This window comes from Methylobacterium sp. NPDC080182 (assembly GCF_050281105.1).
Lineage (GTDB): Bacteria > Pseudomonadota > Alphaproteobacteria > Rhizobiales > Beijerinckiaceae > Methylobacterium.
Window position 1 is genome coordinate 79344 of record NZ_JBNNWO010000017.1, and the last position, 24023, is coordinate 103366.

At 72.7% G+C, this 24023-nt stretch carries 23 protein-coding genes; 11 read left to right on the forward strand and 12 right to left on the reverse strand.

What is annotated here, in order from left to right; genetic code table 11:
• Positions 1-31 precede the first annotated feature (31 nt).
• Together ACQKQD_RS26390 and ACQKQD_RS26395 are read right to left on the reverse strand one after the other, a co-directional pair.
• Positions 32-715 carry an amino acid ABC transporter permease gene (locus ACQKQD_RS26390; RefSeq protein ID WP_427510008.1) on the reverse strand — a complete coding sequence of 228 codons (684 nt, stop codon included), beginning with the start codon at positions 713-715 and terminating at the stop codon, positions 32-34.
• Between the two features lie 34 nt (positions 716-749).
• Complete coding sequence (locus ACQKQD_RS26395) at positions 750-1556, reverse strand: amino acid ABC transporter ATP-binding protein (protein ID WP_056527014.1); 807 nt, start codon at positions 1554-1556, stop codon at positions 750-752.
• Positions 1557-1879: 323 nt separating this feature from the next.
• Here ACQKQD_RS26395 and ACQKQD_RS26400 point away from each other — a divergent pair, with 323 nt between their 5' ends.
• The 5 genes from ACQKQD_RS26400 to ACQKQD_RS26420 are packed head-to-tail and all read left to right on the forward strand — an operon-like array spanning position 1880 to position 6141.
• Entirely contained in the window at positions 1880-3136 is a 1257-nt protein-coding gene (locus tag ACQKQD_RS26400) for a Zn-dependent hydrolase (RefSeq protein ID WP_103985112.1), read from the forward strand.
• A 26-nt stretch (positions 3137-3162) separates the two neighbouring features.
• The gene (locus ACQKQD_RS26405; RefSeq protein WP_427510009.1) at positions 3163-3936 is read left to right on the forward strand and encodes a LamB/YcsF family protein; all 774 of its coding nucleotides are present in this window, start codon (positions 3163-3165) and stop codon (positions 3934-3936) included.
• The gene (pxpB, locus tag ACQKQD_RS26410) at positions 3929-4663 is read left to right on the forward strand and encodes a 5-oxoprolinase subunit PxpB (protein ID WP_132368724.1); all 735 of its coding nucleotides are present in this window, start codon (positions 3929-3931) and stop codon (positions 4661-4663) included. Before ACQKQD_RS26405 ends, pxpB begins: the two co-directional genes overlap by 8 nt.
• Positions 4656-5690: a biotin-dependent carboxyltransferase family protein gene (locus tag ACQKQD_RS26415; protein ID WP_427510010.1), complete on the forward strand. Its 1035-nt coding sequence runs from the start codon at positions 4656-4658 to the stop codon at positions 5688-5690. Before pxpB ends, ACQKQD_RS26415 begins: the two co-directional genes overlap by 8 nt.
• A gap of 37 nt (positions 5691-5727) precedes the next feature.
• Positions 5728-6141, forward strand: a complete 414-nt coding sequence (locus tag ACQKQD_RS26420) for a VOC family protein (RefSeq protein ID WP_012329553.1) — start codon at positions 5728-5730, stop codon at positions 6139-6141.
• A gap of 63 nt (positions 6142-6204) precedes the next feature.
• Here the strand turns inward: ACQKQD_RS26420 and ACQKQD_RS26425 are convergent, their stop codons facing one another.
• The 10 genes from ACQKQD_RS26425 to ACQKQD_RS26470 all read right to left on the reverse strand — a co-directional run bounded on the left by ACQKQD_RS26425 (position 6205) and on the right by ACQKQD_RS26470 (position 16070).
• Positions 6205-7800: an ABC transporter substrate-binding protein gene (locus tag ACQKQD_RS26425; protein ID WP_427510011.1), complete on the reverse strand. Its 1596-nt coding sequence runs from the start codon at positions 7798-7800 to the stop codon at positions 6205-6207.
• A 132-nt stretch (positions 7801-7932) separates the two neighbouring features.
• Entirely contained in the window at positions 7933-9456 is a 1524-nt protein-coding gene (locus tag ACQKQD_RS26430) for a class I adenylate-forming enzyme family protein (RefSeq protein WP_427510012.1), read from the reverse strand.
• Positions 9453-10265 (reverse strand): VOC family protein, encoded by an 813-nt coding sequence (locus tag ACQKQD_RS26435; RefSeq protein WP_427510013.1) that lies wholly within the window; start codon positions 10263-10265, stop codon positions 9453-9455. The genes ACQKQD_RS26430 and ACQKQD_RS26435 overlap by 4 nt, the downstream gene beginning before the upstream one ends.
• On the reverse strand, positions 10262-10681 hold the full coding sequence (locus ACQKQD_RS26440) for a PaaI family thioesterase (RefSeq protein ID WP_020094480.1): 420 nt from the start codon (positions 10679-10681) through the stop codon (positions 10262-10264). The genes ACQKQD_RS26435 and ACQKQD_RS26440 overlap by 4 nt, the downstream gene beginning before the upstream one ends.
• 65 nt (positions 10682-10746) lie before the next feature.
• Positions 10747-11763, reverse strand: a complete 1017-nt coding sequence (locus ACQKQD_RS26445; RefSeq protein ID WP_427510014.1) for a quinone oxidoreductase family protein — start codon at positions 11761-11763, stop codon at positions 10747-10749.
• A 31-nt stretch (positions 11764-11794) separates the two neighbouring features.
• Positions 11795-12775, reverse strand: a complete 981-nt coding sequence (locus ACQKQD_RS26450) for an ABC transporter substrate-binding protein (RefSeq protein WP_427510015.1) — start codon at positions 12773-12775, stop codon at positions 11795-11797.
• A gap of 64 nt (positions 12776-12839) precedes the next feature.
• Positions 12840-13655: an ABC transporter permease gene (locus ACQKQD_RS26455; RefSeq protein WP_020094477.1), complete on the reverse strand. Its 816-nt coding sequence runs from the start codon at positions 13653-13655 to the stop codon at positions 12840-12842.
• Entirely contained in the window at positions 13646-14416 is a 771-nt protein-coding gene (locus ACQKQD_RS26460; protein WP_020094476.1) for an ABC transporter ATP-binding protein, read from the reverse strand. The genes ACQKQD_RS26455 and ACQKQD_RS26460 overlap by 10 nt, the downstream gene beginning before the upstream one ends.
• A complete protein-coding gene (locus tag ACQKQD_RS26465; protein WP_427510016.1) occupies positions 14413-15177 on the reverse strand; it encodes a GntR family transcriptional regulator in 765 nt (254 codons plus the stop codon). The genes ACQKQD_RS26460 and ACQKQD_RS26465 overlap by 4 nt, the downstream gene beginning before the upstream one ends.
• Positions 15178-15542: 365 nt before the next feature.
• Positions 15543-16070 (reverse strand): MarR family winged helix-turn-helix transcriptional regulator, encoded by a 528-nt coding sequence (locus ACQKQD_RS26470; protein WP_244539941.1) that lies wholly within the window; start codon positions 16068-16070, stop codon positions 15543-15545.
• Between the two features lie 121 nt (positions 16071-16191).
• Here ACQKQD_RS26470 and ACQKQD_RS26475 point away from each other — a divergent pair, with 121 nt between their 5' ends.
• From ACQKQD_RS26475 to ACQKQD_RS26500, 6 genes are read left to right on the forward strand one after another with little or no spacing between them, the layout of a single operon-like run.
• Positions 16192-17475, forward strand: coding sequence for an amidohydrolase/deacetylase family metallohydrolase (locus tag ACQKQD_RS26475; RefSeq protein WP_427510017.1), 1284 nt, complete (start codon positions 16192-16194; stop codon positions 17473-17475).
• 10 nt (positions 17476-17485) lie between these two features.
• Positions 17486-18355, forward strand: coding sequence for an alpha/beta hydrolase (locus ACQKQD_RS26480; protein WP_427510018.1), 870 nt, complete (start codon positions 17486-17488; stop codon positions 18353-18355).
• Positions 18352-20706: a xanthine dehydrogenase family protein molybdopterin-binding subunit gene (locus ACQKQD_RS26485; protein ID WP_427510019.1), complete on the forward strand. Its 2355-nt coding sequence runs from the start codon at positions 18352-18354 to the stop codon at positions 20704-20706. Before ACQKQD_RS26480 ends, ACQKQD_RS26485 begins: the two co-directional genes overlap by 4 nt.
• Positions 20703-21575 (forward strand): FAD binding domain-containing protein, encoded by an 873-nt coding sequence (locus tag ACQKQD_RS26490; RefSeq protein ID WP_427510020.1) that lies wholly within the window; start codon positions 20703-20705, stop codon positions 21573-21575. The genes ACQKQD_RS26485 and ACQKQD_RS26490 overlap by 4 nt, the downstream gene beginning before the upstream one ends.
• Positions 21572-22771, forward strand: a complete 1200-nt coding sequence (locus ACQKQD_RS26495; RefSeq protein WP_427510021.1) for a xanthine dehydrogenase family Fe-S subunit — start codon at positions 21572-21574, stop codon at positions 22769-22771. The genes ACQKQD_RS26490 and ACQKQD_RS26495 overlap by 4 nt, the downstream gene beginning before the upstream one ends.
• A 34-nt stretch (positions 22772-22805) precedes the next feature.
• Positions 22806-23954: an ABC transporter substrate-binding protein gene (locus ACQKQD_RS26500; protein WP_427510022.1), complete on the forward strand. Its 1149-nt coding sequence runs from the start codon at positions 22806-22808 to the stop codon at positions 23952-23954.
• The last annotated feature ends 69 nt before the right edge of the window (positions 23955-24023 follow it).

The window sequence follows — 24023 nt, forward strand, 5'->3', positions numbered from 1 at the left end:
CGGCCGCGGCCCGTCCCGCGGCGGGGGTGGCTCAGGACAGGCGGGCGTAGCGCCGCTCGAAATAGGCCGAGAGCTGCGACAGGATCGACGTGAGGCCGAGGTAGATCAGCGCCGCCGCGATGTAGAAATCGAACGGCCGGAAGGTCGTGGCGATCATGAGCTGCGCGTAGAGCGTCAGCTCCACCACCGTGATCGTCGACAGCAGCGAGGTGTTCTTCACCGCCGAGATCGCCTCGTTGGTCAGCGACGGCAGGATCATGCGGAAGACCTGCGGCAGGACGATGCGCACCATCAAGATCCGCGGGTTCATGCCGAGCGCCAGCGCCGACTCGATCTGGCCCCTCGGGATCGCCGCGAGGCCGGCCCGGATGGTCTCGGCCACGTAGGCGCCGCTGCTGACGCCCAGCGCGATGATGCCGGCGGTCACGGGCGAGAGCTTCACCCCGATCTGCGGCATGCCGAAATACACGATGAAGACCTGCACGAGGGTCGGCGTGCCGCGGATGAACCAGACGTAGAAGCTCGCCAGCGCCCGGAAGGGCGCGAAGGACGAGCGCTTGCCCAGCGCCCCGAGCAGGCCGCAGGCCCAGCTCACCAGGATGCTCGCCACCGTGACGCCGAGCACCACTAGGGTCGCCGAGAGGAAGCCGGGGCCGTAGGTGACGACCTCGTCCGAGAGGGTGAGCCACCACTCCTGCAACGCCGCGACGCTCATCGCTGTCCCTTCTCCCCGGTGATGGGCCGGCGGCTCACGCCGTCTGTCCCGGCGCGGCGGGCTGGTGCAGGACGCGCCGGAGGAACTGGCGCAGCCGCTCGCTCCGGGGCGCGCCGATGATGGCGTCGGGCGGCCCGTCCTCGGCGATCACGCCGCCGTCGAAGAACAGGGTGCGGGTGCCGACATCCCGGGCGAAGGCCATCTCGTGGGTGACGAGCAGCATCGTCATCCCGTCCGCCGCGAGGGAGCCCATCAGCGCCAGCACCTCGCCGACCAGCTCCGGATCGAGGGCCGAGGTCACCTCGTCGAACAGCATCACCTTGGGCGCCATCGCCAGGGCGCGCACGATCGCCACGCGCTGCTGCTGCCCGCCCGAGAGCTTCGACGGGTAGGCGTGCCGCTTCTCGTAGAGGCCGATGCGCTGGAGCAGCGCCTCCGCCTCCGCGACGGCCTGCCGGCGCGGCATCCGACGTACCCGGATCGGCGCCTCGATGACGTTCTCCAGCACGGTCATGTGCGGCCAGAGATTGTAGCTCTGGAAGACCATGCCGATCCGCGCCCGCAACTCGCAGAGCTGCTGCGGCGTCGGCTGGCGGCGGGCGCCCTGCTCGTAGTCGAAGGCGAAGCGCTCGAAATCCATGAAGCCGGAGGTCGGCGTCTCCATGAGGTTCAGGCAGCGCAGGAACGTGCTCTTGCCCGAGCCGCTCGCACCGATGATCGACACGACCTCGCCCTCTCGGATGTCGAGGGAGATGCCCTTCAGGACCTCGTTGGTGCCGTAGCTCTTGTGCAGCTTCCTGATCTTCAGGAGCGGGGGCGCGGCCGTCTCGGTCTGAGCCATCGTTAAACCTGATGTTTTGCAGTCGCTTCGCGGATCGATGCTTAGATCCGCACGCAGATCGCATTATGTTGCTGTTTTATCGTTCATAAAATCTCTCAATATAGAGATTTAATTTTCCATCCGCCGACGTTTTACATTGCCAAATCGGATGGGATGCCTTAGCAGAACCGGTATACCGCCGGCATTCAAGCGGTATTTTTGAGCATGGCTGCCTCCGACATGGTCATCGAACTTCCGGATCCCGGTATTCCCTTCGCGACTGCGCCGGGCGCGTGCCTCATTGTTCAGCCGATGGACCGGGTCGGACCCGCGCGGCAGCCGGCATGACCCGGCTCGCGATCGATCCGGATCTCTGCGCGGGCCTGTTCGCCGAGCTCCTGAGCTTCAGCGAGGACGCGCCGGGCGTGACGCGGGCGGCCTACGGCGTCGGCGAGGAGCGCGCCCACGCCCTGATGCGAGCCACCGGGCTGGCACTCGGGCTCGCCGCCGAGACCGACGCGGCCGGCAACCTGTTCCTGACGATGGCGGGCCGCGACCCGGCACTGGCGCCCTGGATGGTCGGCTCTCACGTCGACACGGTGCCCCACGGGGGCAATTTCGACGGGGCGGCGGGCGTGATCGGCGGCCTCGCGGCCGTGGAGGCCCTGCGCCGGGCTGGGATCGTGCCGGCGCGTCCCGTGACGGTGGCGGTGTTCCGGGCCGAGGAGAGCGTGTGGTTCCCGGCCTCCTACGTCGGCAGCCGGGCCGCGCTCGGCCTGCTGCCGCCGGAGGTGCTCGACCTGCCCCGCGCCGATACCGGCCGGAGCCTGCGCGACCACATGGCCGAACTCGGCCTGCGGCCGGGGGCGGTGGCGCGGGGCGAGCGGCTCCTCGATCCGGCGCGGATCCACGGCTTCGTCGAGATGCACATCGAGCAGGGCCCGGCGCTGGAGGCGGCCGGGCTCCCCGTGGGCTTCGTCACGGCGATCAGCGGCAGCTTCCGCTACCGCAAGGCGGCCTGCTTCGGCCGCTACGGCCATTCCGGCGCCGTGGCGCGGGGCGACCGCAGCGACGCCGTCTTCGCCCTCGCCGACCTGATCACCGGCCTGGACGCGCTCTGGGGCAGGCTGGAGGCGGAGGGCTGCCCGGCCACGATCACGCTGGGCGAGGTCGCCACCGACCCGGTTCAGCACGCCTTCGCCAAGATCCCCGGCGAAGTCCGCTTCTGCCTCGACGTGCGCAGCACCGAGCCGGCCGTTCTCGACCGGGTCGAGGCGGCGCTCGCCGAGCATATCGCCGCCATCGAGGCCGTCCGCTCGGTACGCTTCGTGCTGGGCGAGCGGACCGGCAGCACGCCGGCGCGGATGAGCGCCGCGCTGGTCGAGGCCCTGTCCGGCCACGCGCGCCGGCTCGGGACGCCGTTCCGCACGATGGCGAGCGGGGCGGGGCACGACACCGCGACGCTGGCCGGCCAGGGCGTGCCGAGCACGATGATCTTCATCCGCAACCAGAACGGCAGCCACAACCCGGACGAGGCGATGCGGATCGCGGATCTGTGCGCCGCCGCCACCCTGGTGGCCCACCTGGTCGCCGAAGCCTGACCCCGCGCGAGAGAAGGGATGCACCGATGATCGTCGATCTGAACTGCGACATGGGCGAGGGCTTCGGCGTCTACCGTCTGGGCGACGACGCCGAGATGCTGACCGTGGCGACCTCGGCCAACATCGCCTGCGGCTTCCACGCCGGCGACCCGCTGGTGATGCACGAGACCCTGAGCCGCGCCGCCGCGAACGGCGTGCAGGCCGGCGCCCATCCGAGCTTCCTCGACCTCTGGGGCTTCGGCCGGCGGCCGATCCACGGCGAGCGCCCCGCCGACATCGAGAAGGCGGTGCTCTACCAGGTCGGCGCGCTGCTGGCGCTGGCGCAGGATGCCGGCTGCCCGGTGCGCCACGTGAAGACCCACGGGGCCATGGGCAACATGGCCAACGAGGATGCCGACCTCGCTCTGGCGGTGGCCCGGGCGATCCGCACCCTCGACCGCGACCTGATCTTCGTGGTCATGCCGGGCCTGGAGACCGAGCGGGCCGGCGAGAAGCTCGGGCTGCCGATCGCGCGCGAGATCTACGCCGACCGCGCCTACGCGGATGACGGCACCCTGGTCTCGCGCAAGCTCCCCGGCGCCGTGCTGCACGATCCCGATTCCGTCTCGCAGCGCGTGGCGCGGATGCTGGAGGACGGGGCGATCACCTGCCTGTCCGGGCGGCGCATCCCGACGCGGATCGACACGGTCTGCGTCCACGGCGACACGCCCGGCGCCGTGGCCATGGCCCGCCGCCTGCGCGACGACTGCGCCGCCAAGGGGATCGCCCTGCGCCCGATGGCCGAGGTGCTCGGTGTCTGAGCCCGGCTACCGCCTCCTCGATAGCGGCGACCGGGCGCTCACGGTGGAGCTCGGCCGCGCGGTCGATCCCGCGATCAACGCCCGGGTCATCGCCCTCGACGCGGCGCTCCGCGGCGCCGGGCGCCCGGGCCTCCTGGAGACCGTGCCGACCTACCGCTCGCTCCTCGTCCTCTACGATCCGGACCTGCTGCCCCGGGCCGACCTCGCCGCGCTGATCGCCGCGCACTGGCCGCCGCCGGACGGGGCGGCGGGCTCGCTGCGCCGCTGGCGGGTGCCGGTCCATTACGGCGGCGCGCACGGCGCCGACCTCGACGACCTCGCCGCCGGGGCCGGGCTCAGCCCGGAGGCGGTGATCGCCCTTCATTCCGGCCGCGACTACCGCGTCTACATGATCGGGTTCGCCCCCGGCTTCGCCTATCTGGGCGGCCTCGATCCCCGGCTCCACGCGAGCCGGCGCACCGATCCGCGGCCCAAGACGCCCGCCGGCAGCGTCTCGATCGGCGGGAACCAGACCGGCGTCTCGCCGCCCCTGGAGCTGCCGAGCGGCTGGCAGCTCATCGGCCGCACGCCCGCGCGCTCCTACGATCCGGGCCGGGCCGAGCCGTTCCTGTTCGCGGCCGGCGACCTGATCCGGTTCGAGCCGATCGACCGCGCCGCGTTCGACGCCCTCAGCGAGGCCGCGCGCGCCGGCGAGACCGTCGCGACCCTGGAACGGATCGATGCCTGAGGGCCTGCGCGTCATCGCCCCCGGCGTGGCCTCGACCCTGCAGGATGCCGGGCGGCCGGGCTACCTGCGCTACGGCATCTCGGGGTCCGGCGCGATGGACCCCGACCTGCTGGCCCTGGCCAACGGCCTCGTCGGCAACCCGCTCGACGCCGCGGTGATCGAGATGGCGATGGTCGGTCCGACCCTCGCCTGCGAGACGGATATCTGCCGCGTCGCCCTCGCCGGCGCGCCCTTCGCGATGAGCCTGAACGGCCGCGCCCTCGACCCGTTCACGGCCCACGACCTGCGGCGGGGCGACCGGCTCGTCCTGGGCGGACTGCGGCAGGGCCTGCGCGCCTGCCTCGCGGTCGCCGGGGGCTTCGCCGTCGCGCCGATGCTCGGCAGCGTGGCGACGCACACCCGCACCCGCCTCGGCGGCCTCGACGGCCAACCCCTGGCCGCGGGCGACCTGCTGCCCCTCGCGGCGCCCGCGCCCCGCGACCGCCCGCTGACCCTGCCGCCGGCCCACCGGCCGACCTTCGGCGGGCCGATCCGGGTGGTGCTCGGGCCGCAGGCCGACGGCTTCACCGAGGACGGCCTGAGGACGTTCCTCTCCGAAGCCTACACCCTCACGGCGCGGGCGGACCGGATGGGCTGCCACCTCGACGGGCCGCCGATCGCTCACGCGGACGGCTTCAACATCGTCTCGGACGGGATCGTGAACGGCTCGATCCAAGTGCCCGGCCACGGCCGGCCGCTGATCCTGCTGGCCGACCGCCACACCACCGGCGGCTACCCGAAGATCGCCACCGTGATCTCGGCGGATCTCGGCCGCCTCGCGCAGGTGCGGCCGGGGGAGACGATCCGGTTCGCGGCCGTCGCTGTCGCGGAGGCCCAGGCCATTGCCCGCGCCGCGCGAAGCGCTCTGGCCGCGCGGCTGACGGCGCTGGTGCCGGCCGGCGGCGGTGCTCTCGACAGCGCGTTCCTGCTGTCCTGCAACCTCGTCGGCGGCGTCGTCTCGGCGCGCGCCCCCGATCCGGCGCCCTGACGGCGCCGCACCTCCTCCATCCAGCAAGAGACCGTCGATGCTCACGCCGTTCCACCTCGCCTACCACGTCACCGACCTCGACGCGGCGCGCCGCTTCTACGGGGGCGTCCTCGGCTGCCAGGAGGGCCGCAGCACCGAGACCTGGGTCGACTTCGACTTCTTCGGCCATCAGCTGTCGCTGCACCTAGGCGAGCCCTTCGCCACCACCCGGAGCGGGAAGGTCGGCGACCACACGGTGATGATGCCGCATCTGGGCGTGGTGCTGCCGCTCGACGCCTGGGAGGCGCTCGCCGGCCGTGTCGAGGCGGCCGGCATCGCCTTCGACATCCCGCCCGTCGTCCGCTTCGCCGGCGAGCCCGGCGAGCAGCGCACGATGTTCTTCTTCGACCCGAGCGGCAATCCGATCGAGATCAAGGGTTTCCGGGATCTGGCCGGCGTCTTCGCGCACTGAGGCGCGTATCCGCGAAGCGGCCCGCCGCCGGAGCGGCGACGGGCGGCCAGGACGCGACGCCCGTCAGGCGCGGCGGGCGTTCCAGAAGACGAACTGGCCGTCGACCACGTCCCGGAGGTCGCGCCGGAAGGCCGTCCGGTAGAAGTACTGGCCGGTCGGCAGGTACGGCACGTCGCGCATCGCCAGGGTCTGCATCCGGGCCGCGATCGCCTTGCGGGCCGCCTGGTCCGGCGCCTCGATCCAGGCCTCCCGCAGGCTCTCCAGCTCCGGCAGGTCCGGCCAGCCGAAGAAACCCTTCTCGCCGCCGCAGCGCAGGACCTGCTCCACGACCGGGTTCGCCATGTCGAGGCCGGTCCAGGTCGTGGTGAAGATGTTCCAGCCGCCCTGGTCGGGGGGCGCCTTGCTGGCGCGGCGGGTGACCAGCGTGCCCCAGTCGGACACGACGTACTGCACGTTCATCCCGAGGCGCTGGAGCAGGTCGTGCATGATCTCGCCGAGGGCGCCGAGCACGGGGTTCTCGCTCGTCGACATGAGCACGACGCGCTCGCCCTTGTAGCCGGCCGCCACGAGGTCGCGCTTGGCCTTGGCGAGATCGCGCGGCCGGGTGAGCACGTCGAGCCCGGCATCGGTGGCCATCGCGGTCCCCGGCGTGAACAGGCCGACATCCTTGCGCCACAGCTTGGGATCGTCGCCGGCGGCCGCCGCCATGAAGTCCGCCTGGGACAGGGCCTCGAGGACCACGCGCCGGACCGCGGGCTTGTCGAAGGGCGGATGGAGATGATTCATCACGCCGGTGCCGAGATTGCCGAGCGGCGAGGCGAGCTGCGTGGCGATCTGCGGGTGGGCCTGCAGCGTCGGCACGAGATCGCTGATCGGGTTCTCCCACCAGTCGACCTCGCCGTTCTGAAGGGCGGCCGCGGCGGTGCCGGGGTCGGGCATGACCTGCCACTCGACCCGCTCGAAATGGACACTCTTCGGCCCCGCCACCCAGGAGACCGGGCCGTTCTCCCGGGGCCGGTAGTCCGGGTTGCGGTCGTAGACCACGCGGGCGCCGACGAGCCGCTCCTTGGTGTTGAACCGGAACGGCCCGGAGCCGATCAGCTCGGGGATCTGCTGGGCCGGGTCGGTGGCGGCTAGGCGCTCGGGCATGATGACGAGGACCGGCGGACCGAGCTTCGCCAGCGTCTCGAGCATCAGCCCGTAGGGCCGCTTCAGGCGGATGACGAAGGTGCGGTCGTCCGGCGCCTCCAGGGCGTCCGTGCGCGCCATCAGGGCCTGCCCGAGGCTGTCGCGTTGCGCCCACCGCCGGATCGACGCGACGCAGTCGCGGCCCCGCACCGGCTCGCCGTCGTGGAATCTCAGGCCCTCGCGCAGCCGGAAGGTCCAGCGCCGCCCGTCCTCCTCGACCGTGTGGCCCTCGACCATCTGCGGCTGCGGCGTGAACTGCGCGTCGAGGCCGTAGAGCTGGTCAAACACCATCAACGCGTGGTTGCGCGTGACGTAGGCCGTGGTCGTCACCGGATCGACGATGGTGAGGTCGGATTGCGGCACGAAGCGCAGGACGCTCGCCCGGCCGCCCTGGGCGAGGGCCGGGCGGGCCGGAAGGAAGGGCGCGGCGGCCGCGGCGGCGGCACCGCCGAGGAAGGTTCGTCGCAGCATGGGGTCACTCCTGGCGTTCCGGGGCAGGCGGGCGGGGACGGGTGCGCCGGGCGGGATCCCTCGCGAGGATGCCTTCTGCGGGCGCTCATTCCGCAGGAACACAACCTGCAAGCGCCATTCCGGCCGGCACGGTCACGGGACGCGGACGGCCTCTTCGGCCCGCCGGCGCAGGGCCGCGCGGTCGATCTTGCCGGTCGAGGCGAGCGGCAGCGCCTCGACGAACCAGACCCGGCGCGGGTGCTGGTAGGCCGGCGCGTGTTCGAGCGCGTAATCCTTGAGGGCGGCCTCGTCGACGGTGGCGCCGGGCCGGCGGACCACGAAGGCGACCGGCTTGGTGCCCTTGATGGCGTCGTCCACCGGCACCACGCAGGCCTGGAGCACCGCGGGGTGGCGCTCCAGCACCAGCTCGACCTCGCCCGGAAAGATGTTCTCGCCGCCGGAGACGAACATGTCGTCGGTCCGCCCGAGGAAGTAGAAGAACCCGTCCGCGTCGCGGCGGAAGACGTCGCCGGTGTCGTAGAACCCGTCCGCGGTGATCGGGACGGGCACGTCCGGCCGGTTGTGGTAGCCGAGCATGATCGCGGGGCTGCGCATCTGCAGGATCCCGGTCTCCGGGGCGTCCGGTCCGACGAGGCGCAAGGCCACCTGGGGATGCGGCACGCCGACCGACGCGACCGGCGTCGGCAGGCCGTTCGGATGGTCGCCGAACACGACCGGGCCGCCCTCGGTGGTCCCGTAGGCGTTGAGGATGCGGGCGTTCGGCAGGAGGGCGCGGATCTGCCGGGCGAGGGTGTCGTTGACCGGCGCCGAGCCCATCCGGACCGTCCGCACGCCGGTGAGGTCGGCTTCCGCGAGGAGATCCGGCTCCCGCAGCATCATGGCGATCATCGGCGGCACGGCGGTGAGCCACGTGCAGCGGTACCGGTCGATCGCCGCGATGTAGGCCCGCGCCTCGAATTGCGGCAGCAGCACCATCGTGGCGCCGGCCGCGCAGACGAGGAGCGCCAGGGCGAGCGCGTTCATGTGGTAGAGCGGCGCCGCCACGAGCAGCCGGTCGTCGCGCAGGTCCGTCTCCGCGGCGCGGGTCCGCGCCACCCAGAGGTGGCTGGCATGGCTCAGCCGCACGCCCTTCGGCCGGCCCGTCGAGCCGGACGTGTAGAGGAACAGGGCCGCCTCGTCGGGCTCGGGCACGACCGGCACGAACAGACCGGGGTCGAGCCAGGCCGCGAAGCCCTCCGGCCCGTCATCGTCGAACCCGGCGATCCGGATATCGGGGCCGAGATCGGCCAGCAGCGCCCGGCGCGGGCCGTCGCAGAGCACGAGCCGCGCCCCGCAATCGGCGAGCACGGCGGCGATCGTGGCCGGCGGGAACTTGTGATTGACCGGGACCGGGACCACGCCGGCGCGCATCGCCCCGAGCAGCGCCGCGATCGTGTCGGGCCGGTTGGCCGCGAGGATCGCGACCCGCGCGCCGCGGGCGATCCCGCCGCGCAGCAGGCCGCGGGCGAAGGCGTCGGCCCGGGCGTCGAGGCCGGCGCGGGTCATCACGGCGGGCTCGCCATCGGGGGCGACGCCGATGATCCGCGGCCTGTCCGGCGGCCCGGACCGGTCGACGAGGTCGCCGAGATTGGTCGGCCCCTTGGACGCGCGCGTCATGGGGCCGCCCTGCACACGAGACGGAGGTCGAAGGCCGGTAGCGTCAGCGTGGCCGCGTCCGGCCCGTGCCGAACCCAGGCCGCCTCCGGGAGCGCGCCCGCGCGGGCTTCGAGGGCGTCGAGGCTGCGGAAGCGCAGGGTCAGGGTGGCGAAGCGGCCGGCCGGCCCCGGCACGATCGCGACCCGCGTCTCCCCGAGCCGGAGGGTCCAGCCGTCACCCGCGGCCTCGGCCGGCGCACCGCTCGCGGCGGCGTAGAGACGGGCGTCGGCCTCCGGTGCCGGGCTCTCGATCGTCAGCGCGTCGATCCCCGTGAAGCCGTTCGGATGGTCGAGCCATTCGGGGCGCCAGACGAGATCCGGGGTCAGGTGCTCACAATGGTAGAGGCGCCCCGCCGGGAACCGGTCGGCCGGCACCCGCACCGTGCGGAACCGGGCCGTGTCCTCGTGGCCGTCGACGGTCACGGGGCGCGTGAAGGCGACGGGCGGCCCGGCCGCGAGCCCCGCCGCGGCGAGGCGGGCATGCGTCGCGTCGGCGTCCCGGCTCGCCACGACGAGCCCGTTCAGGCCGAACGGGCTGTCCAGAACGTCCTGCCGCTGCGGACCCGTCTCGGGCAGGCCGACGAGTTCGAGGTAGGGTCCGGCCGTCATCATCAGGTGGTTGATGGAGCCCAGCGAGTGGTGGCCGCGGGGCGTCAGCCGGAAGCCGAGGGCGGCGAACAGGTCCGCCGCCTCGTCCATCCGCCGCAGCACGTTGATCACGACGTGGTCGAGGGCCCCGTCCGCCGGGGCGCCGGGGGCCGGTCCCGTCATTTCGGCGGCGCCGTCATGTAGACGCCGCGGCCGCTCGCGAGCAGGCGCCCCTCCGGGTCGAGGATCTGCGCCTCGGCCACCGAGAGCTGGTTGCCGAACTTCACCACCGTGCCGCGGCAGGTGAGATCGCCCTGCATCGCGGCCCGGTGGTAATCGACCCGCAGATCCACGGTGGGGACGCCCCGGCCGGTCTTGGAGACCAGCGCCCAATCGGCGGTGAGGTCGACCAGCGTCGCCAGGATGCCGCCGTGGACGTAGCCGCGCTCGGCGTTGACGACCCATTCCGGCCGCCACGTCGCCTTCAGCTCGATCGTCCCATCGCCGACGGCGACGACGGAGAGGCCGAGCCACTGGTGGAACGGGCCGCGCAGCAGCAGCGCCTCGACCTGCTCCTTGGTAAGGGGGGTGTCGGACATGGCTTCGAGATCTCCTCGGGCGGGGCTGGGGGCGTGGACGCGCGGCGGACCGGCCTCGGGCGGTGTCAGGGGGTGACGACGATCTTGCCCATGACCTCGCGGTCGCGGATCATCCGCAGGCCCTCGGCGGCCTCCTCGAGGGGCAGGAGCTTGTCGATGGTCGGCTTCAGCGTGCCGGCCTGGATCATGTCCATCAGGGCCGACAGGTTGTCGTCGTAGAAGCTGTTCGAGCCGATCACCTTGAGCTCGAAGCTCCAGATGTAGCGGAGATCCTCCTTGGGATCGTGCCCCGCGGTGGCGCCGCAGACCAGCAGCGTGCCGCCGCGCTTCAGGCACTTGAGCGAGGGCACCCAGGTGTCGCCGCCGGTGAAGTTGATCACCACGTCGACCCCGCCCTCGTAGGTCCGGCGCTGCGGCTTGCCGTACTGCTGGATCGCCCACTTGGAGAAGTCGGTCTCGCGGTAGTTGACGACGTGGTCGGCCCCGAGGGCCGTCAGCGCCGCCATCTTCTCCGCGCTGCCCGCGCAGGCGATCACCTCGGCGCCGAGCTGCTTGGCCAGCATCACGCAGCCGGTGCCGACGCCGCCGCTGGCGCCCAGGATCAGGACCTTGTCGCCGGCCTTCACGGTGTTGTGGGTGATCAGCATGCGGTGGGCCGTGCCGTAGGCCACTGGCAGGGAGGCCGCGTCCGCGTAGCTCACGTCCGGCGGCATCGCGATGAGCTGGCTCGTCGAGACCCGGCAATACTCGGCCATGCCGCCGTCGAGCATCTCGCCCATCAGGCCCTTGGCCTTGTTGAGCGGGTTGACCAGCACCCGGTCGCCGACGCGCCACTCCGCGACGCCTTCGCCGAGCTCGACGATCTGCCCGGCCATGTCGAGGCCGATCACCACCGGCATCGGCACCTTGATGCCGGGCATGCCCTTCACGGTGAACACGTCGTGGTAGTTGAACGAGGACGCGCCGACCCGGATCAGGACCTCGCCCGGGCCGGGGGACGGCCTCGGATAGTCGTTCACCACCTTCAGCGTGTCGATGTCGCCGTGCGCCTCCAGCACGAGCGCCTTCATCGTCTGAGCCATCGTGGAAACCCTCTTCTGCAGGTCGGAAAGGCTACGGGATCGTCTTCGACCGCTCGTAGGGGCTGGGAACCAGGGCGGTGTCCGGCAGGCTGCCCTGGACGGCGCCGACCGCTTTGAACACGTCGAATTCGCGCTTCAGCGAGGCGATGTCGGCGGGCTCCAGGCTGACCGTGTAGATGCCGTCCCAGAGGCCCGCGTAGGCGGCGGCGTCGGCGTCGCTCAGGTTCGCGGCCGCCTTCAGGATCTTGGCCACGCCGGGCTTGTCGGCCTGGCCGAAGGCGTAGGCCTTGCGCATCGCGGCCACGACCTTGGCGGGCGCGTCCGGATTCTGTGTCATCCAGGCATTGCGCATCAGGCCGACGCCGAGGACCGGCGGCGCGTCCTGCTGGGTGAGGCGCTTCCACTCCTCCCGGAAGGTGCCGAGCCGGCGCAGCTTCACGTCCGGCAGGAGCGCGAGGGTCACGGTGCGCAGGGCCGCGGCGTCGATGTCCTTCTGGACGAGGAATTGCGCCAGCCGGGAATCGTTGCCGGGGACGGCCTGGTAGTCGGCGGCCTTGAGGCCGTGATTGGTCTCCAGGATCGCCGCCGCGATGGCGGCAGTGCCGCTGCCGGCCGGCGAGGTGCCGATCTTCCTGCCCTTGAGGTCGGCCATCGCCTTGATCGGCGAGTCCTCCGGGACGACGAAGTCGAGGTCGGCCACCTGGGTCGCGAGGACGATGCTCATCGGCAGGCCGTCGGCGGTCACGCTCAGCGCCGTCCCGGCGCTCGCCGCGATCGCGAAATCGATCGCCCCGGCGGCCATGGCCTTGGTCGGCGCGTTCACGTCCGGGAACTTGACGTACTCGACCGTCAGGCCCTCCTTCTCCATGAACTTGCCGGCCTCCAGCACGGCGCCGAAGCCGAGGCTGATGCCCGAGCTCCAGTAGCCGATGCGCACCGTCTCGGCGCGCGCGAGGCCGGGCAGGCCGACCGCGCAGAGCGCGGCGACGGCGAAGGCGCGGATTCGTTTCAAGGCGTTCTCCAGGAGCTGCGAGGGGAGGACGTGCGGCGGGCGTGTCCCCGGCTGGCGCCGGCCATCACGGCTGCGCCACCTTCTTCCAGGCGAACAGGCGCTGCTCGGCCGGCTTCAGGACGAGCGTCTCGAGCCCGATCATCAGGGCGACGAGGGTGAGGGTCCAGGCGAAGACCTGGTCGGTCTGGACGAGGTCGGCCGCCTGCCGCAGGCGGTAGCCGATGCCGCTGCTCGCCCCGAGCGATTCCGCCACGAGGACGACCCGCGCCCCGAAGCCGATGGCAAGGCGCGCGCCCGCGAAGAAGGCGGGCAGGATCGTCGGCAGGTAGATCTTGGTCAGCACCTTGCGGCGCGGCATCCGGAAGGTCCGGGCGAGCTCGAGATGCTCGGCGCTGACCGTGCGCGTGCCCTGCCAGACGTTGGTCAGGATCAGCGGCATCGCGGTCATGAACACCACGAAGATCGTGGTCCAGTTCGAGAGGCCGAACCAGATCAGCGCGAAGATCGCCCAGATCGCGGAGGAGACGGTGTTGGTCACCGTCAGCACCGGCTCGAAGAAGCGCCCGAGGCGCGGGCTCGCGCCGAGCAGCAGGCCGAGCGGCAGCCCCACGAGGGCCGCGAAAGCGAGGCCGGCGCCGATCCGGCCCAGCGTGATGCCGAGATCGGCGGCGAAGCTCGGCGTGGCGACGAGGCCGAGCCACGTGTGCCAGACCCGCGCGGGGCTCGGCAGGACGAAGCTCGGCGCGTGCAGCGATCCGAGCTGCCACGCGGCCAGCGCCAGGGCGAGCAGGGCGAGCCGCTGGAGCAGCACGCCCGCCCGGCGTCCGGCGCCGGACGTCCGCGTCCGCCGGATCAGGCGCGGCGGGGTCTTCACGAGCATCGCGCGCTCGCCGCGGAGAGGCTGATGCGCAGGCGCCGGACCTCCTCGGCGACCTCCGTCGAGAGCGGGTCGCGGGGGTACGGCAGATCGATGGCCCGGACGGTGCCGATCCGGCCCGGCCGCGGGTGCAGGACGACCACCCGGCTCGCCAGCACCACCGCCTCCTCGACGTCGTGCGTGACGAAGACCAGGGTCATCGCCCGCAGGCCGGCGATGCGCAGCAGCTCCGCGTGCATCTGCGCGCGGATCTCGGGATCGAGCTTCGAGAACGGCTCGTCGAGGAGCAGGATCTTGGGCTCGGTCACGAGGCTGCGCGCGAGCGCCACCCGGCTGCGCATACCCCCCGACAATTCGTGCGGGTAGGCGTCGCGGAAGGCCTCCAGCCCGACGAGCCGCAGGGTCTCGTCGACCCGCCGCGCCCGCTCCGCCCGGCCCATGCGTCCGGCCTCGAGGCCGAAGGCGACGTTCTGGGCGGCCGTGCGCCAGGGCAGCAGCCGGTCCTCCTGGAACATGTAGGTCATGGCCCGCCAGTCGCGGAAGGCATGCGACGGGATGCCGTTCAGGAGGACGGCGCCCTGATCGGGCTCGACCAGCCCGGCGATCATGTTGAGGAGGGTGCTCTTTCCGCAGCCCGACGCGCCCAGGATCGCGACGATTGCGTGCTGCGGGATCGCGATGTCGACGGTGTCGAGGACGTGGAGCGGCCCGCCCTCGCGCCGGTCGAACCACTTGCTGACGTGGTCGAGCTCGACGGCGTTCACGGCTCGCCCCCGTCGACCCGGGCCGGCCGCACCGGCGCCACCACCGCGGTGTCGCGCAGGCTGGCGATGACCTTCTCCAGGGTCATGTCGCGGAACGTCTCGACGTGGCGGCGGGCCACCAGGGCGGCGCTGTCGGCGTCACCCGCCACGAGGTGCTCGATCATCGCGGTGTGGTCGTTCTCGATGTTCGGCCGCACCCCCTGCACGCCGAAGCCGAGGGCGACGAGGCGGGTCATCTCGTCGAGGAGGCCCGACAGCGTCCGGTACAGGCGCCCGTTCCCCGAAGCCGCGGCGATCGCGAGGTGGAAGCCCCGGTTGGCCTCCAGGAAGAAGTCGATCTGGTTGCCCATCTCCACCGTGATCTTGCGGCGGCAGGCCTGCTCCAGGCGCTCCAGATGCGCCCGGTTCACGCGGCCGGCGGCGCCCCGCGCCGCGAGGGGCTCGAGCTCCATCCGGAGGGCGAAGACCTCGTCGACATCCTTCACGGTCACCGGGCTGACCCGGTAGCCGTGCCGCGGCATCGAGCTGACGAAGCCTTCCTGGGCCAGGCGCTGGAGCGCGATCCGGCAGCTCGCCTTGCCGATCTCGAACCGCTCCATCACCTCGGCCTCGGTGAAGCGCGTGCCGGGCAGGAGGCGGCAGGCGACGATCTCGCGCCTCATCAGGTCGTAGGCCTGGTTGCCCTTGCGCGTGGCGTCGGGGACGGCGAGCACCGTCGCGGTCGGGCGAGCGGGCCGGGACCTGTCATCGCGGGTCGTCATCGCACCTCGCTGTTCGAGCATTGAGGCTCCCACAGCATGCTGTGAGCTGCCCACCGCACGCAGGACATGTGCCAACCCCGCGCCGGCCCGCCCGCGCGCGGCGCGCGTCGGCGGGCGGAACGATGGTCGGGTGCCGGCATTCGTCGCGCGGTGGGAAGCTCAGATGCGACGCGTGATCAGCTCAGCGCGCGCTGTGGGCATTCCATGCCGTATTTATGCGCAACGTCTCCGCGTTCTGTAAATGGAATGCGCGTCCAATTTTCGCGAAGATGTTGGAAGAAAGAGCTTTTCGCGGCGCTCGGACGCAGGACGATCTGTGTTTTCTTTGAGCAGTGAGGCGTGCTGCCGGCCGCGTCGGCGACGCCCTACAGGATGTCGGGCTGGCCGCGCCGGTGCTCGTGCCCCGCGATGACGCGGCGCAGGAGCCGGGTCAGCGTGTCCTGCTCCGCCGGGGTGAGGGCCTCGACGGTGAGGCCGTGCGCCGCCCGCGCCGCCGGCTCCATCGCGCCGTGGAGCGCGGCGCCCTCGTCCGTCAGCCGGCAGACCTGCGCGCGGCGGTCGAGGGGCGAGGTCGTGCGGCTCACCAGACCGCGGGCCGCGAGGCGCTTCAGGGCGCCGGTCGTCGTCGTCCGGTCGAGGGCGACCGCGCTCGCGAGCGTCGTCTGATCGGCCTCCCCCAGATCGCGCAGCAACGAGAGCAGGCTGTACTGGAGCGGGGTGACGCGAAACGCGGCACAGCGTTCGGCGAAGAGGCTGACGTGGATCTGGTGCATGCGGCGGGCGAGGAAGCCCGGGCGCTCGGCCAGGGGCCAGTGCCGGGCGTCCGCCGCCCCTGACGCGGTCCCCGCTTCCGCCAATCCCGCCGCGCAGCCGGCATCCGGGACCTCATCCATCGTCCGCCTCCGCAGAACGGTTCCAGCCTTGGCACGCGGTGTGCAACGCCGGAATACGAAGCATGCTTCGCTTTTGGCAAGGGCGAGGCCGGCGCGCGCCGGCCGGGACCACGAGGTCGACATGGACAATCGCCGCTATGATCTGGTTCTGCGGGGTGGGCGGGTCATCTGCCCGGCCTCCGGCATCGACGGCATCCGCGACGTGGCGGTGCGGGACGGGCGCATCGCCGCCGTGGCGGAGACGATTTTGCCCTCGGCCGCCGCCGAGGTGGTCGACGTCTCGGGCAAGCTCGTCCTGCCCGGCATGATCGACACCCACGCCCACGTCTACCAGTACGTCACCGGCCGGTTCGGCCTGAACCCCGACATGGTCGGCGTGCGATCGGGCGTGACCACGGTGGTGGACCAGGGCGGGCCGTCCTGCATGACCCTGCCGGGCTTCCGCCACTTCATCGCCGAGCGCTCCGAGACGCAGGTGCTCGCCTTCCTGTCGGCCTACCTCGTCGGCGGCCTGGAGGGGCATTTCTACCCGAACCTCTACAGCCCGGACGGCGTCGACATCGACGCGACGGTGAAGTCGGCCACCGAGAACCGCGACCTCGTGCGCGGAATCAAGGGCCATGCCGAGATCGGCGGCTTCGCCCGCTGGGGCATCAAGGTGATGGAGATGGCGGCCGAGATCAGCCGCCGCGCCGACCTGCCGCTCTACGTGCATTTCGGTCAGCTCTGGGGCCTGCCGGAATCCGGCGCCAACGGCGAGGACGCCGACACCATCGTCGAGCGGGTGATCCCGCTGCTGCGGCCCGGCGACGTGCTGGCCCATCCCTTCACCCGCCACCCGGGCGGCTTCATCAACGAGCAGGGCGAGGTCCACCACATCATCCGCCGGGCCATGGAGGCCGGGCTCAAGGTCGATGTCGGCCACGGCAGCCACTTCTCCTACCGCGTGGCCCGCGCGTCCCTGCCGGCCGGCGTGATCCCCTACACGCTCGGCGCCGACATGCACGGCTACAACACCGAGATCCCCGAGGTGACGAAGCCCGCCGGCACCCCGGACGAGCACCACGACGACGAGAACCATCCCTTCCTCGGCCAGGCCCGGTTCAGCCTGACCCAGGCGATGAGCTCGATGATGGCGCTCGGCATCCCGCTGGAGGAGGTGGTGCCGATGGTGACGTCGCACCCGGCCGAGATGCTGCGCATGGGCGACCGGATCGGCGCGCTCAAGGTCGGCTACGCGGCCGACGTCTCGGTGCTGCACGACGATCGCGGCCGCTTCCTGCTGCGCGACAACGAGGACACGCGGGTGATCGCCGACCGCCTGCTGCGACCGGCCTTCTGCCTGCGCGCGGGGAAGCGCTTCGAGGCCGACTCGCCGATCCTGCCCCAGGCGATCGCGGCCTGAGGTGGCGCCGGTGACCGCCTTCGTCCTCGACGACCCGACACCGCCGGACCCGCGCCGCCGCTGGGACAGCCTGGACTTCGCGGCCCGGGGCGCCTGCTACGACAACAACGCGGGCGTGCCCGACAGCGCCGCGCAGGTCGCGGCCCGCAACGCGGCCTCCGCGGCCTACCGCGCGGCGCACCCGGCCGGGCTCGACATCCCCTACGCCGCCGGCGCACGCACCGGCTTCGACCTCTACCCGGCGTCGGAGACGGGGGCGCCCTGCCTCGTCTTCATCCACGGCGGCTACTGGCAGCGCAACGCCCGGGCCGATTTCGCCTGCTTCGCGGAAGGGCTGAACGCCGCCGGCTGGTCGGTGGCGATGCCGGGCTACACCCTGGCGCCCGAGACGAGCCTCACCGGGATCGTCGCCGAGATCGGGGCCGCCCTCGACTGGCTCGCCGAGCAGGGGGCGGCGCGCGGGATCGGCGGACCGATCGTCCTCGCCGGCTGGTCCGCGGGGGCGCAGCTCGCCGCGCTCCATCTCGGGCATCCCGCCGTGACCGCGGTCCTGGCGATCTCCGGCGTCTACGACCTCGCGCCGATCCGCGAGACCTACCTGAACGAGAAGCTCGGACTGAGCGGGGACGAGATCGGGACGCTGTCGCCCCTGCGCCTGCCCGTCGTGCCCAAGCCCATGACGGTCGCCTACGGCAGCCGGGAGTTGCCCGCCCTCGTCCGCGACGCGCGCAACCTCCACGCCCTGCGCGGCGCCGCCCACGCGCCGGGCGCCCTGCTGCCGGTCCCGGGCGCCGACCACTTCTCGATCCTCGACGGATTCCGCCGGCCCGACGGCCTCCTAGTCCGCGCCGCGCAGGACGTTCTCGGAGGCGCCCGATGAGCCGCGAGGGCGTCGGGGCTCCCCTGCCCCGCAAGGAGGACGACCGCCTGATGCGCGGGCGCGGCCAGTATGTCGGCGACCTCCGGCTGCCGGGGATGCAGGACGTCGCCTTCGTGCGCAGCCCGCTCGCCCATGCCCGGATCCGCGCCATCCACGTGCCGAAGGCCCATCGCGACCGCGTCTTCACCGCCGCCGACCTCGACGGCGTGCTGCCGATCCGAGCGGTCTCGGGGCTGCCCGGCTTCAAGGTTTCCGAGCAGCCGGTGCTCGCCACCGGCAAGGTCCGGCAGGTCGGCGAATTGGTGGCGATGTGCGTCGCCCCGACCCGCGCGGAGGCCGAGGACATCGCCGCCGCCGTCGTGCTCGACCTGGAGGAGCTGCCCGCAATCCACGACATGCTGGCTGCCCGCGCGCCGGGCTCCGCCCTCGTCCACGAGCACTGGGGCGACAACGTCTTCCTGGAGACCCTGGTCGATGTCGGCATCGAGAGCGCCCTCGACGCGCCGATCAAGGTGAGCCGCACCATCTCGACGGGCCGCCAGTGCATGGCGCCGATCGAGGGCCGCGGCACCGTGGTGAGCCTCGATCACCGCCTCGACCAGCTCGTCGTCCACACCGCGAGCCAGATGCCGCACATCGTGCGCAACGGCCTCTCCGAATGCCTCGGGATCGAGCAGGGCCGCATCCGCATCGTCTCGCCGGATGTCGGCGGCGGCTTCGGCTACAAGGCGATCCTGCTCGCCGAGGACGTGGCGCTCGCCTGGCTCGCGCTCCGCTGCGGCCACCCTGTCCGCTGGCTGGAGGACCGCCGCGAGCACCTGACCGCCAACGCCAATTGCCGCGAGCACCATTACCGCATCACCGCCTACGCGGAGCTGGACGGGACCCTGCGCGGCATCGACTGCGAGGCCACCGTCGATTCCGGCGCCTACTCGGCCTACCCGTTCTCGGCCTGCCTGGAGGCCGCGCAGGTCGCCAGCATCCTGCCGGGGCCCTACGATTTCCCGGCCTATCGCTGCCGGACATGGTCGGTGGCGACCAACAAGTGCCCGATCCTGCCCTACCGGGGCGTCGCGCGCACCGGCGTCTGCTTCGCCCTGGAACTGGTGCTCGACGCCGTCGCCCGCGCGGCCGGGATCCCGCCCGAGGCGGTGCGCGAGAAGAACCTCGTGCGGCCCGGGCAGATGCCGTTCGAGAACATCACGAAGAAGCACTTCGACAGCGGCGACTACCCGGAGGCGCTCGCCCGCGCGCTGAAGGCCGTCGACGTGGCGGCGGTCCGCGCCCGCCAGCGTGAGGGCGAGGCGGACGGGCGCCGGATCGGCCTCGGCCTCGCGATCTACTGCGAGCAGGCCGCGCACGGCACCTCGGTCTATTCCGGCTGGGGCATCCCGATGGTCCCCGGCCACGAGCAGGCGAGCGCCCGCCTCACCCCGGACGGCGGCCTGGAATTGCGGATCGGCGCCCATTCCCACGGCCAGGGCCTGGAGACGACGCTGGCCCAGGTCGCCCACGAGATCCTGGGCGTGCCGGTGGCGCGCACCCGCCTCGTCCACGGCGACACCGCCATGACCCCCTACTCCACCGGCTCCTGGGGCTCCCGCGTGATGGTGATGGCGGGCGGCGCGGTCGCGGCGGCCTGCGAGGAGTTGCGCACCCGGGCCGTGCGGATCGGCGCCCACCTGCTTCAGGCGCGGCCCGAGGAATGCCGGTTCGAAGGTGGCCACGTCGTCGGCCCCTCCGGCGATGTCCCGCTCGAGGCGATCGCCCGCACCTGGTACCGCCGCCCGCAGGACCTCGCGCCCGACACCGATCCCGGCGGGCTCGAGGTCACCGCCGGCTACAAGCCGGTGCGCGATTCCGGCACCTTCTCGTACGCGGCGCACGCGGCCGTGGTGGCGGTCGACCCCGAGCTCGGGGCGGTCGAGATCCTCGACTACGTCATCGTCGAGGACGGCGGCACGCTGGTGAACCCCCTCGTGGTCGACGGCCAGATCTACGGCGGCCTCGCGCAGGGGATCGGCACGGCCCTGTTCGAGGAGATGCGCTTCGACGCCCGCGGCCAGCCCCTGGCCTCGACGTTGGCCGACTACCTCCTGCCCGGCGCCGCCGACGTGCCGATGGCGCGCATCGACCACATGGAGACGCCCTCGCCCTACACGCGCTTCGGTCAGAAGGGCATCGGCGAGGGCGGCGCCATCGCGCCGCCGGCGGCGCTCGCCAACGCCGTGAACGACGCCCTCGCGCCGCTGGGCGTCGAGCTGCTGCACTCGCCCCTCACCCCCCGGCGGATCGTGGAGGCGGTGCTCGCCGCCCGTGATCCCGCCGAGACCGCGCGGGAGGCCGCATGAAGCCCGCCGCCTTCGCCTGGGAGCGCCCCGACAGCCTGCCCGCGCTGCTGGCACGCCTCGCCGAAGCCCCCGCGGGCGTGAAGCTGATCGCGGGCGGCCAGTCCCTCGGGCCGATGCTGAACCTGCGCCTCGTCGAGCCCACCCTGATCCTCGACATCACCGGCATCCCCGAACTCCGGGACGCGCGGGTCGAGGGCGACACGCTCGTCCTCGGGGCCTGCGTGACCCACGCCGATATCGAGGACGGGCGCGTCCCGGACCTCACCGGCGGCGCGCTGCGGCGGGTCGCCGCCGCGATCGCCTACCGGCCGGTCCGCAACCGCGGCACGATCGGCGGCAGCCTCGTCCACGCCGACCCGGCCGCCGACTGGGTCACCGCCCTGACGGCCCTCGGCGCCGAGGTCGAGATCGCGGGGCGGAGCGGCCGCCGCACCCTGCCGGTGGAGCGTTTCGTGACCGGCGCCCTCGAAGTGGCGCTCGGCGCGGACGAGATCCTGGTCGCGGTGCGCGTCCCGGCGCTGCCGGCGGGCGCGGCCTGGGGCTACGTCAAGCACTGCGCGAAGATCGGCGAGTTCGCCCACGCCATCGGGGCTGTGCGACTCGAGCCCGGCGCGGGCCGGGGCCGGGCCGTGATCGGCGCGGTCGAGGGGCCGCCCGTGCTCCTGGCCGATGCCCGCCCGCTCTTCGGCGGCCGCATCGGCGCCGACTTCGCCGCGCGCTTCGACCCCCGGGCCGCCGACCAGGCCCTGCGGGAGGCTGGCATGGCCGACGCGGTCGAGCGGCACATCCACGTCACCGTCCTGAGCCGCGCGGTGGCCGCGGCGGCCGCGCCCGATCCCCGCGCCAACACCCTTCCGGAGGCCGCATGAGCGCCGCGCTGGCCGAACCCGGGACGTCGCGCATGGCCCTGGCGCTGACGGTGAACGGCCGGGCCGTGCGGGTCGCGGCCGAGCCGCGCAGCCACCTCGGCGACGTGCTGCGCGACGGGCTCGACCTCACCGGCACGCATCTGGGCTGCGAGCACGGCGTCTGCGGCGCCTGCACGGTCCTGCTCGACGGCGAGCCGGCCCGCGCCTGCCTCACCTACGCGGGGGCCTGCGCGGGCGCCGCGGTCACGACGATCGAGGGCCTCGACGCGGACGCGATCGCGGGCGAGTTGCGGGCCGCCTTCAACCGCGAGCACGCGCTCCAGTGCGGCTACTGCACGCCCGGGATGCTGGTGGCCGCCCGCGATTTGGTCCTGCGGCTGCCCGAGGCCGACGAGCGGCGGATCTGCGTCGGCCTGTCGGGCAACCTGTGCCGCTGCACCGGCTATGCCGGCATCGTCCGGGCCGTGATGGCGGTGATCGCGGAAAGGCGCGGGCGCGGCATCCCCCCGGAGACCGGTGCGGCGCGGCCGCTCGGCCCGGTCGGCGCCCGGATCGGCGACGCGGCTTTCGCGCCCCTGGAACCGCCGGCGGATCGGATCGCCCCGGCGGCGCCCGCGGCCGTCGCGGACCTGTCCGACGCGTTCACCCCGGCCCACGGCTTCACGCAGGTGCTCGACCTCCCCCACCCGCCGGAGGCCGTCTTCGCCCTGCTGGGCGACATCGCGGCGGTCGCCGCCTGCCTGCCGGGCGCGGTGCTGACGGCGCGGCCCACCCCCGACACGGTCGAGGGCGGCCTGCAGGCGCGGATCGGGCCGATCGCCGCGACGTTCCGCGGCCGCGCCCGCCTCGAACGCGACGAGGCCGCGCGGTCCGGGGCGGTCCACGGGGCCGGCAGCGACGCGGGCGGCCGCTCGGCGACCGAGGGCCGGATCCGCTACCGGGTCGAGGCCGGGCCGACGCCCGGCACCGCCCGGGTCGACCTCGACGTCGGCTACACCCTGACCGGGCCGCTCGCGCAGTTCGGCCGGCCCGGCCTCGTGCGCGACCTCGCCGGCCGCATCGCCGCGGAGTTCACCCGCAACCTCGATGCCCGGCTCTCGGGCGTCGCGGCGCCGGCGCCCGCCGGCCTCAACCCGCTCCGCCTGCTCCTCGGCCTCGCCCGCGCGCGCCTCGCCGCGTGGTTCGGCCGCGCCTGATCCCATCCCGCCCCAACGCACCGGAGACACGCGAATGCTAGGCAGGTTCACCCTCACGACCGCGATCCTGCTGGCGCTGACGGCCACCGGCGCACGGGCGGAGGCGATCCGCATCGGCGTCAACGAGCCGCTGACCGGGCCGTTCGCGGCCTCGGGCACCTACGTGGTCAACGGCGCCAAGATCGCCGCCGACGAGATCAACGCCAAGGGCGGCGTCCTCGGGAAGAAGCTCGAACTCGTGATCGAGGACAACAAGAGCAACCCGACCGAGGCCGCCGCGGTCGCCGAGAAGCTGATCACCAGCGACAAGACCCCGGTGATGATGGGCGCCTGGGGCTCCAGCCTGACGCTGGCTGTGATGCCCAAGCTCGCGGATTACGAGACGCCGATGCTGGTCGAAACCTCCTCGTCCGGCAAAATCACGACCTCCGGCAACCCCTACGTGTTCCGGATCTCGCCGCCCTCGTCGCTCGAGGCCGAGACCTTCGCGCCCATGGTCGGCCGCCTCGGGCTGAAGAAGGTCGACTTCCTCGTCCTCAACAACGATTTCGGCCGCGGCGCCGCGACCGATTTCGGCAAGATGCTCAAGGACAAGGGCGTGACGGTCGGCCTCGTCGAGACGATGGACCAGGGCGCACAGGACATGAGCGCCCAGCTCGCCAAGCTGAAGGCGTCGGACTCCGACACGATCATGATCACGAGCTCGGTCGATCAGCTCGTGCTGCTGTTCAAGCAGATGGCGGCGCTCGGCCTGAAGAAGCGGGTCATCACCACCGGCGGCTCCCAGAACCCCGACCAGATCATCGCCCAGGCCGGCGCGGCCGCCGACGGCACGATGCACCTCACGACCTTCCTGCCCTGGTCGCCCGACAGGACGCCGGACCCGAAGGCCACCGAGGCGTTCATCGCCGCGTGGAAGACGCGCGGCTTCGACTTCGCCGGCGTCACCGAGAGTTTTCGCGGGTACGACGGCATCCGCGCGATCGCCCACGCCATCGAGAAGGCGGGTTCGGCCGATCCGGCCGCGATCACCAAGGCCTTCTGGTCGGTCGACTTCGTCGGGCTCAACGGGCCGATCCGCTTCGCCAAGGCCGGCCCCGCCGGGAAGGAGAGCGGCCAGAGCAAGCCCGACGTCTACCTCGTCGAGATCAAGGACGGGACGGTGATCGTGCCGGCGCTGTGAGCGCCCCCGGGCCGGCGCTCTGATGCCGGCCCCCTCGCCCGTCCGCCGGCCTCCGGGCCGGGGCGCACC

What these genes read in the sequence shown, in the direction of transcription:
- ACQKQD_RS26415 (WP_427510010.1), top strand. Translation starts at nt 4,656, where the DNA reads ATGCCTGAGGGCCTGCGCGTCATCGCCCCCGGCGTGGCCTCGACCCTG.
- ACQKQD_RS26400 (WP_103985112.1), top strand. Translation starts at nt 1,880, where the DNA reads ATGACCCGGCTCGCGATCGATCCGGATCTCTGCGCGGGCCTGTTCGCC.
- ACQKQD_RS26470 (WP_244539941.1), bottom strand. Translation starts at nt 16,070, where the DNA reads ATGGATGAGGTCCCGGATGCCGGCTGCGCGGCGGGATTGGCGGAAGCG.
- ACQKQD_RS26390 (WP_427510008.1), bottom strand. Translation starts at nt 715, where the DNA reads ATGAGCGTCGCGGCGTTGCAGGAGTGGTGGCTCACCCTCTCGGACGAG.
- ACQKQD_RS26425 (WP_427510011.1), bottom strand. Translation starts at nt 7,800, where the DNA reads ATGCTGCGACGAACCTTCCTCGGCGGTGCCGCCGCCGCGGCCGCCGCG.
- ACQKQD_RS26420 (WP_012329553.1), top strand. Translation starts at nt 5,728, where the DNA reads ATGCTCACGCCGTTCCACCTCGCCTACCACGTCACCGACCTCGACGCG.
- ACQKQD_RS26430 (WP_427510012.1), bottom strand. Translation starts at nt 9,456, where the DNA reads ATGACGCGCGCGTCCAAGGGGCCGACCAATCTCGGCGACCTCGTCGAC.
- ACQKQD_RS26445 (WP_427510014.1), bottom strand. Translation starts at nt 11,763, where the DNA reads ATGGCTCAGACGATGAAGGCGCTCGTGCTGGAGGCGCACGGCGACATC.
- ACQKQD_RS26495 (WP_427510021.1), top strand. Translation starts at nt 21,572, where the DNA reads ATGAGCGCCGCGCTGGCCGAACCCGGGACGTCGCGCATGGCCCTGGCG.
- ACQKQD_RS26405 (WP_427510009.1), top strand. Translation starts at nt 3,163, where the DNA reads ATGATCGTCGATCTGAACTGCGACATGGGCGAGGGCTTCGGCGTCTAC.
- ACQKQD_RS26475 (WP_427510017.1), top strand. Translation starts at nt 16,192, where the DNA reads ATGGACAATCGCCGCTATGATCTGGTTCTGCGGGGTGGGCGGGTCATC.
- ACQKQD_RS26435 (WP_427510013.1), bottom strand. Translation starts at nt 10,265, where the DNA reads ATGACGGGACCGGCCCCCGGCGCCCCGGCGGACGGGGCCCTCGACCAC.
- ACQKQD_RS26485 (WP_427510019.1), top strand. Translation starts at nt 18,352, where the DNA reads ATGAGCCGCGAGGGCGTCGGGGCTCCCCTGCCCCGCAAGGAGGACGAC.
- ACQKQD_RS26395 (WP_056527014.1), bottom strand. Translation starts at nt 1,556, where the DNA reads ATGGCTCAGACCGAGACGGCCGCGCCCCCGCTCCTGAAGATCAGGAAG.
- ACQKQD_RS26455 (WP_020094477.1), bottom strand. Translation starts at nt 13,655, where the DNA reads ATGCTCGTGAAGACCCCGCCGCGCCTGATCCGGCGGACGCGGACGTCC.
- ACQKQD_RS26440 (WP_020094480.1), bottom strand. Translation starts at nt 10,681, where the DNA reads ATGTCCGACACCCCCCTTACCAAGGAGCAGGTCGAGGCGCTGCTGCTG.
- ACQKQD_RS26500 (WP_427510022.1), top strand. Translation starts at nt 22,806, where the DNA reads ATGCTAGGCAGGTTCACCCTCACGACCGCGATCCTGCTGGCGCTGACG.
- ACQKQD_RS26490 (WP_427510020.1), top strand. Translation starts at nt 20,703, where the DNA reads ATGAAGCCCGCCGCCTTCGCCTGGGAGCGCCCCGACAGCCTGCCCGCG.
- ACQKQD_RS26465 (WP_427510016.1), bottom strand. Translation starts at nt 15,177, where the DNA reads ATGACGACCCGCGATGACAGGTCCCGGCCCGCTCGCCCGACCGCGACG.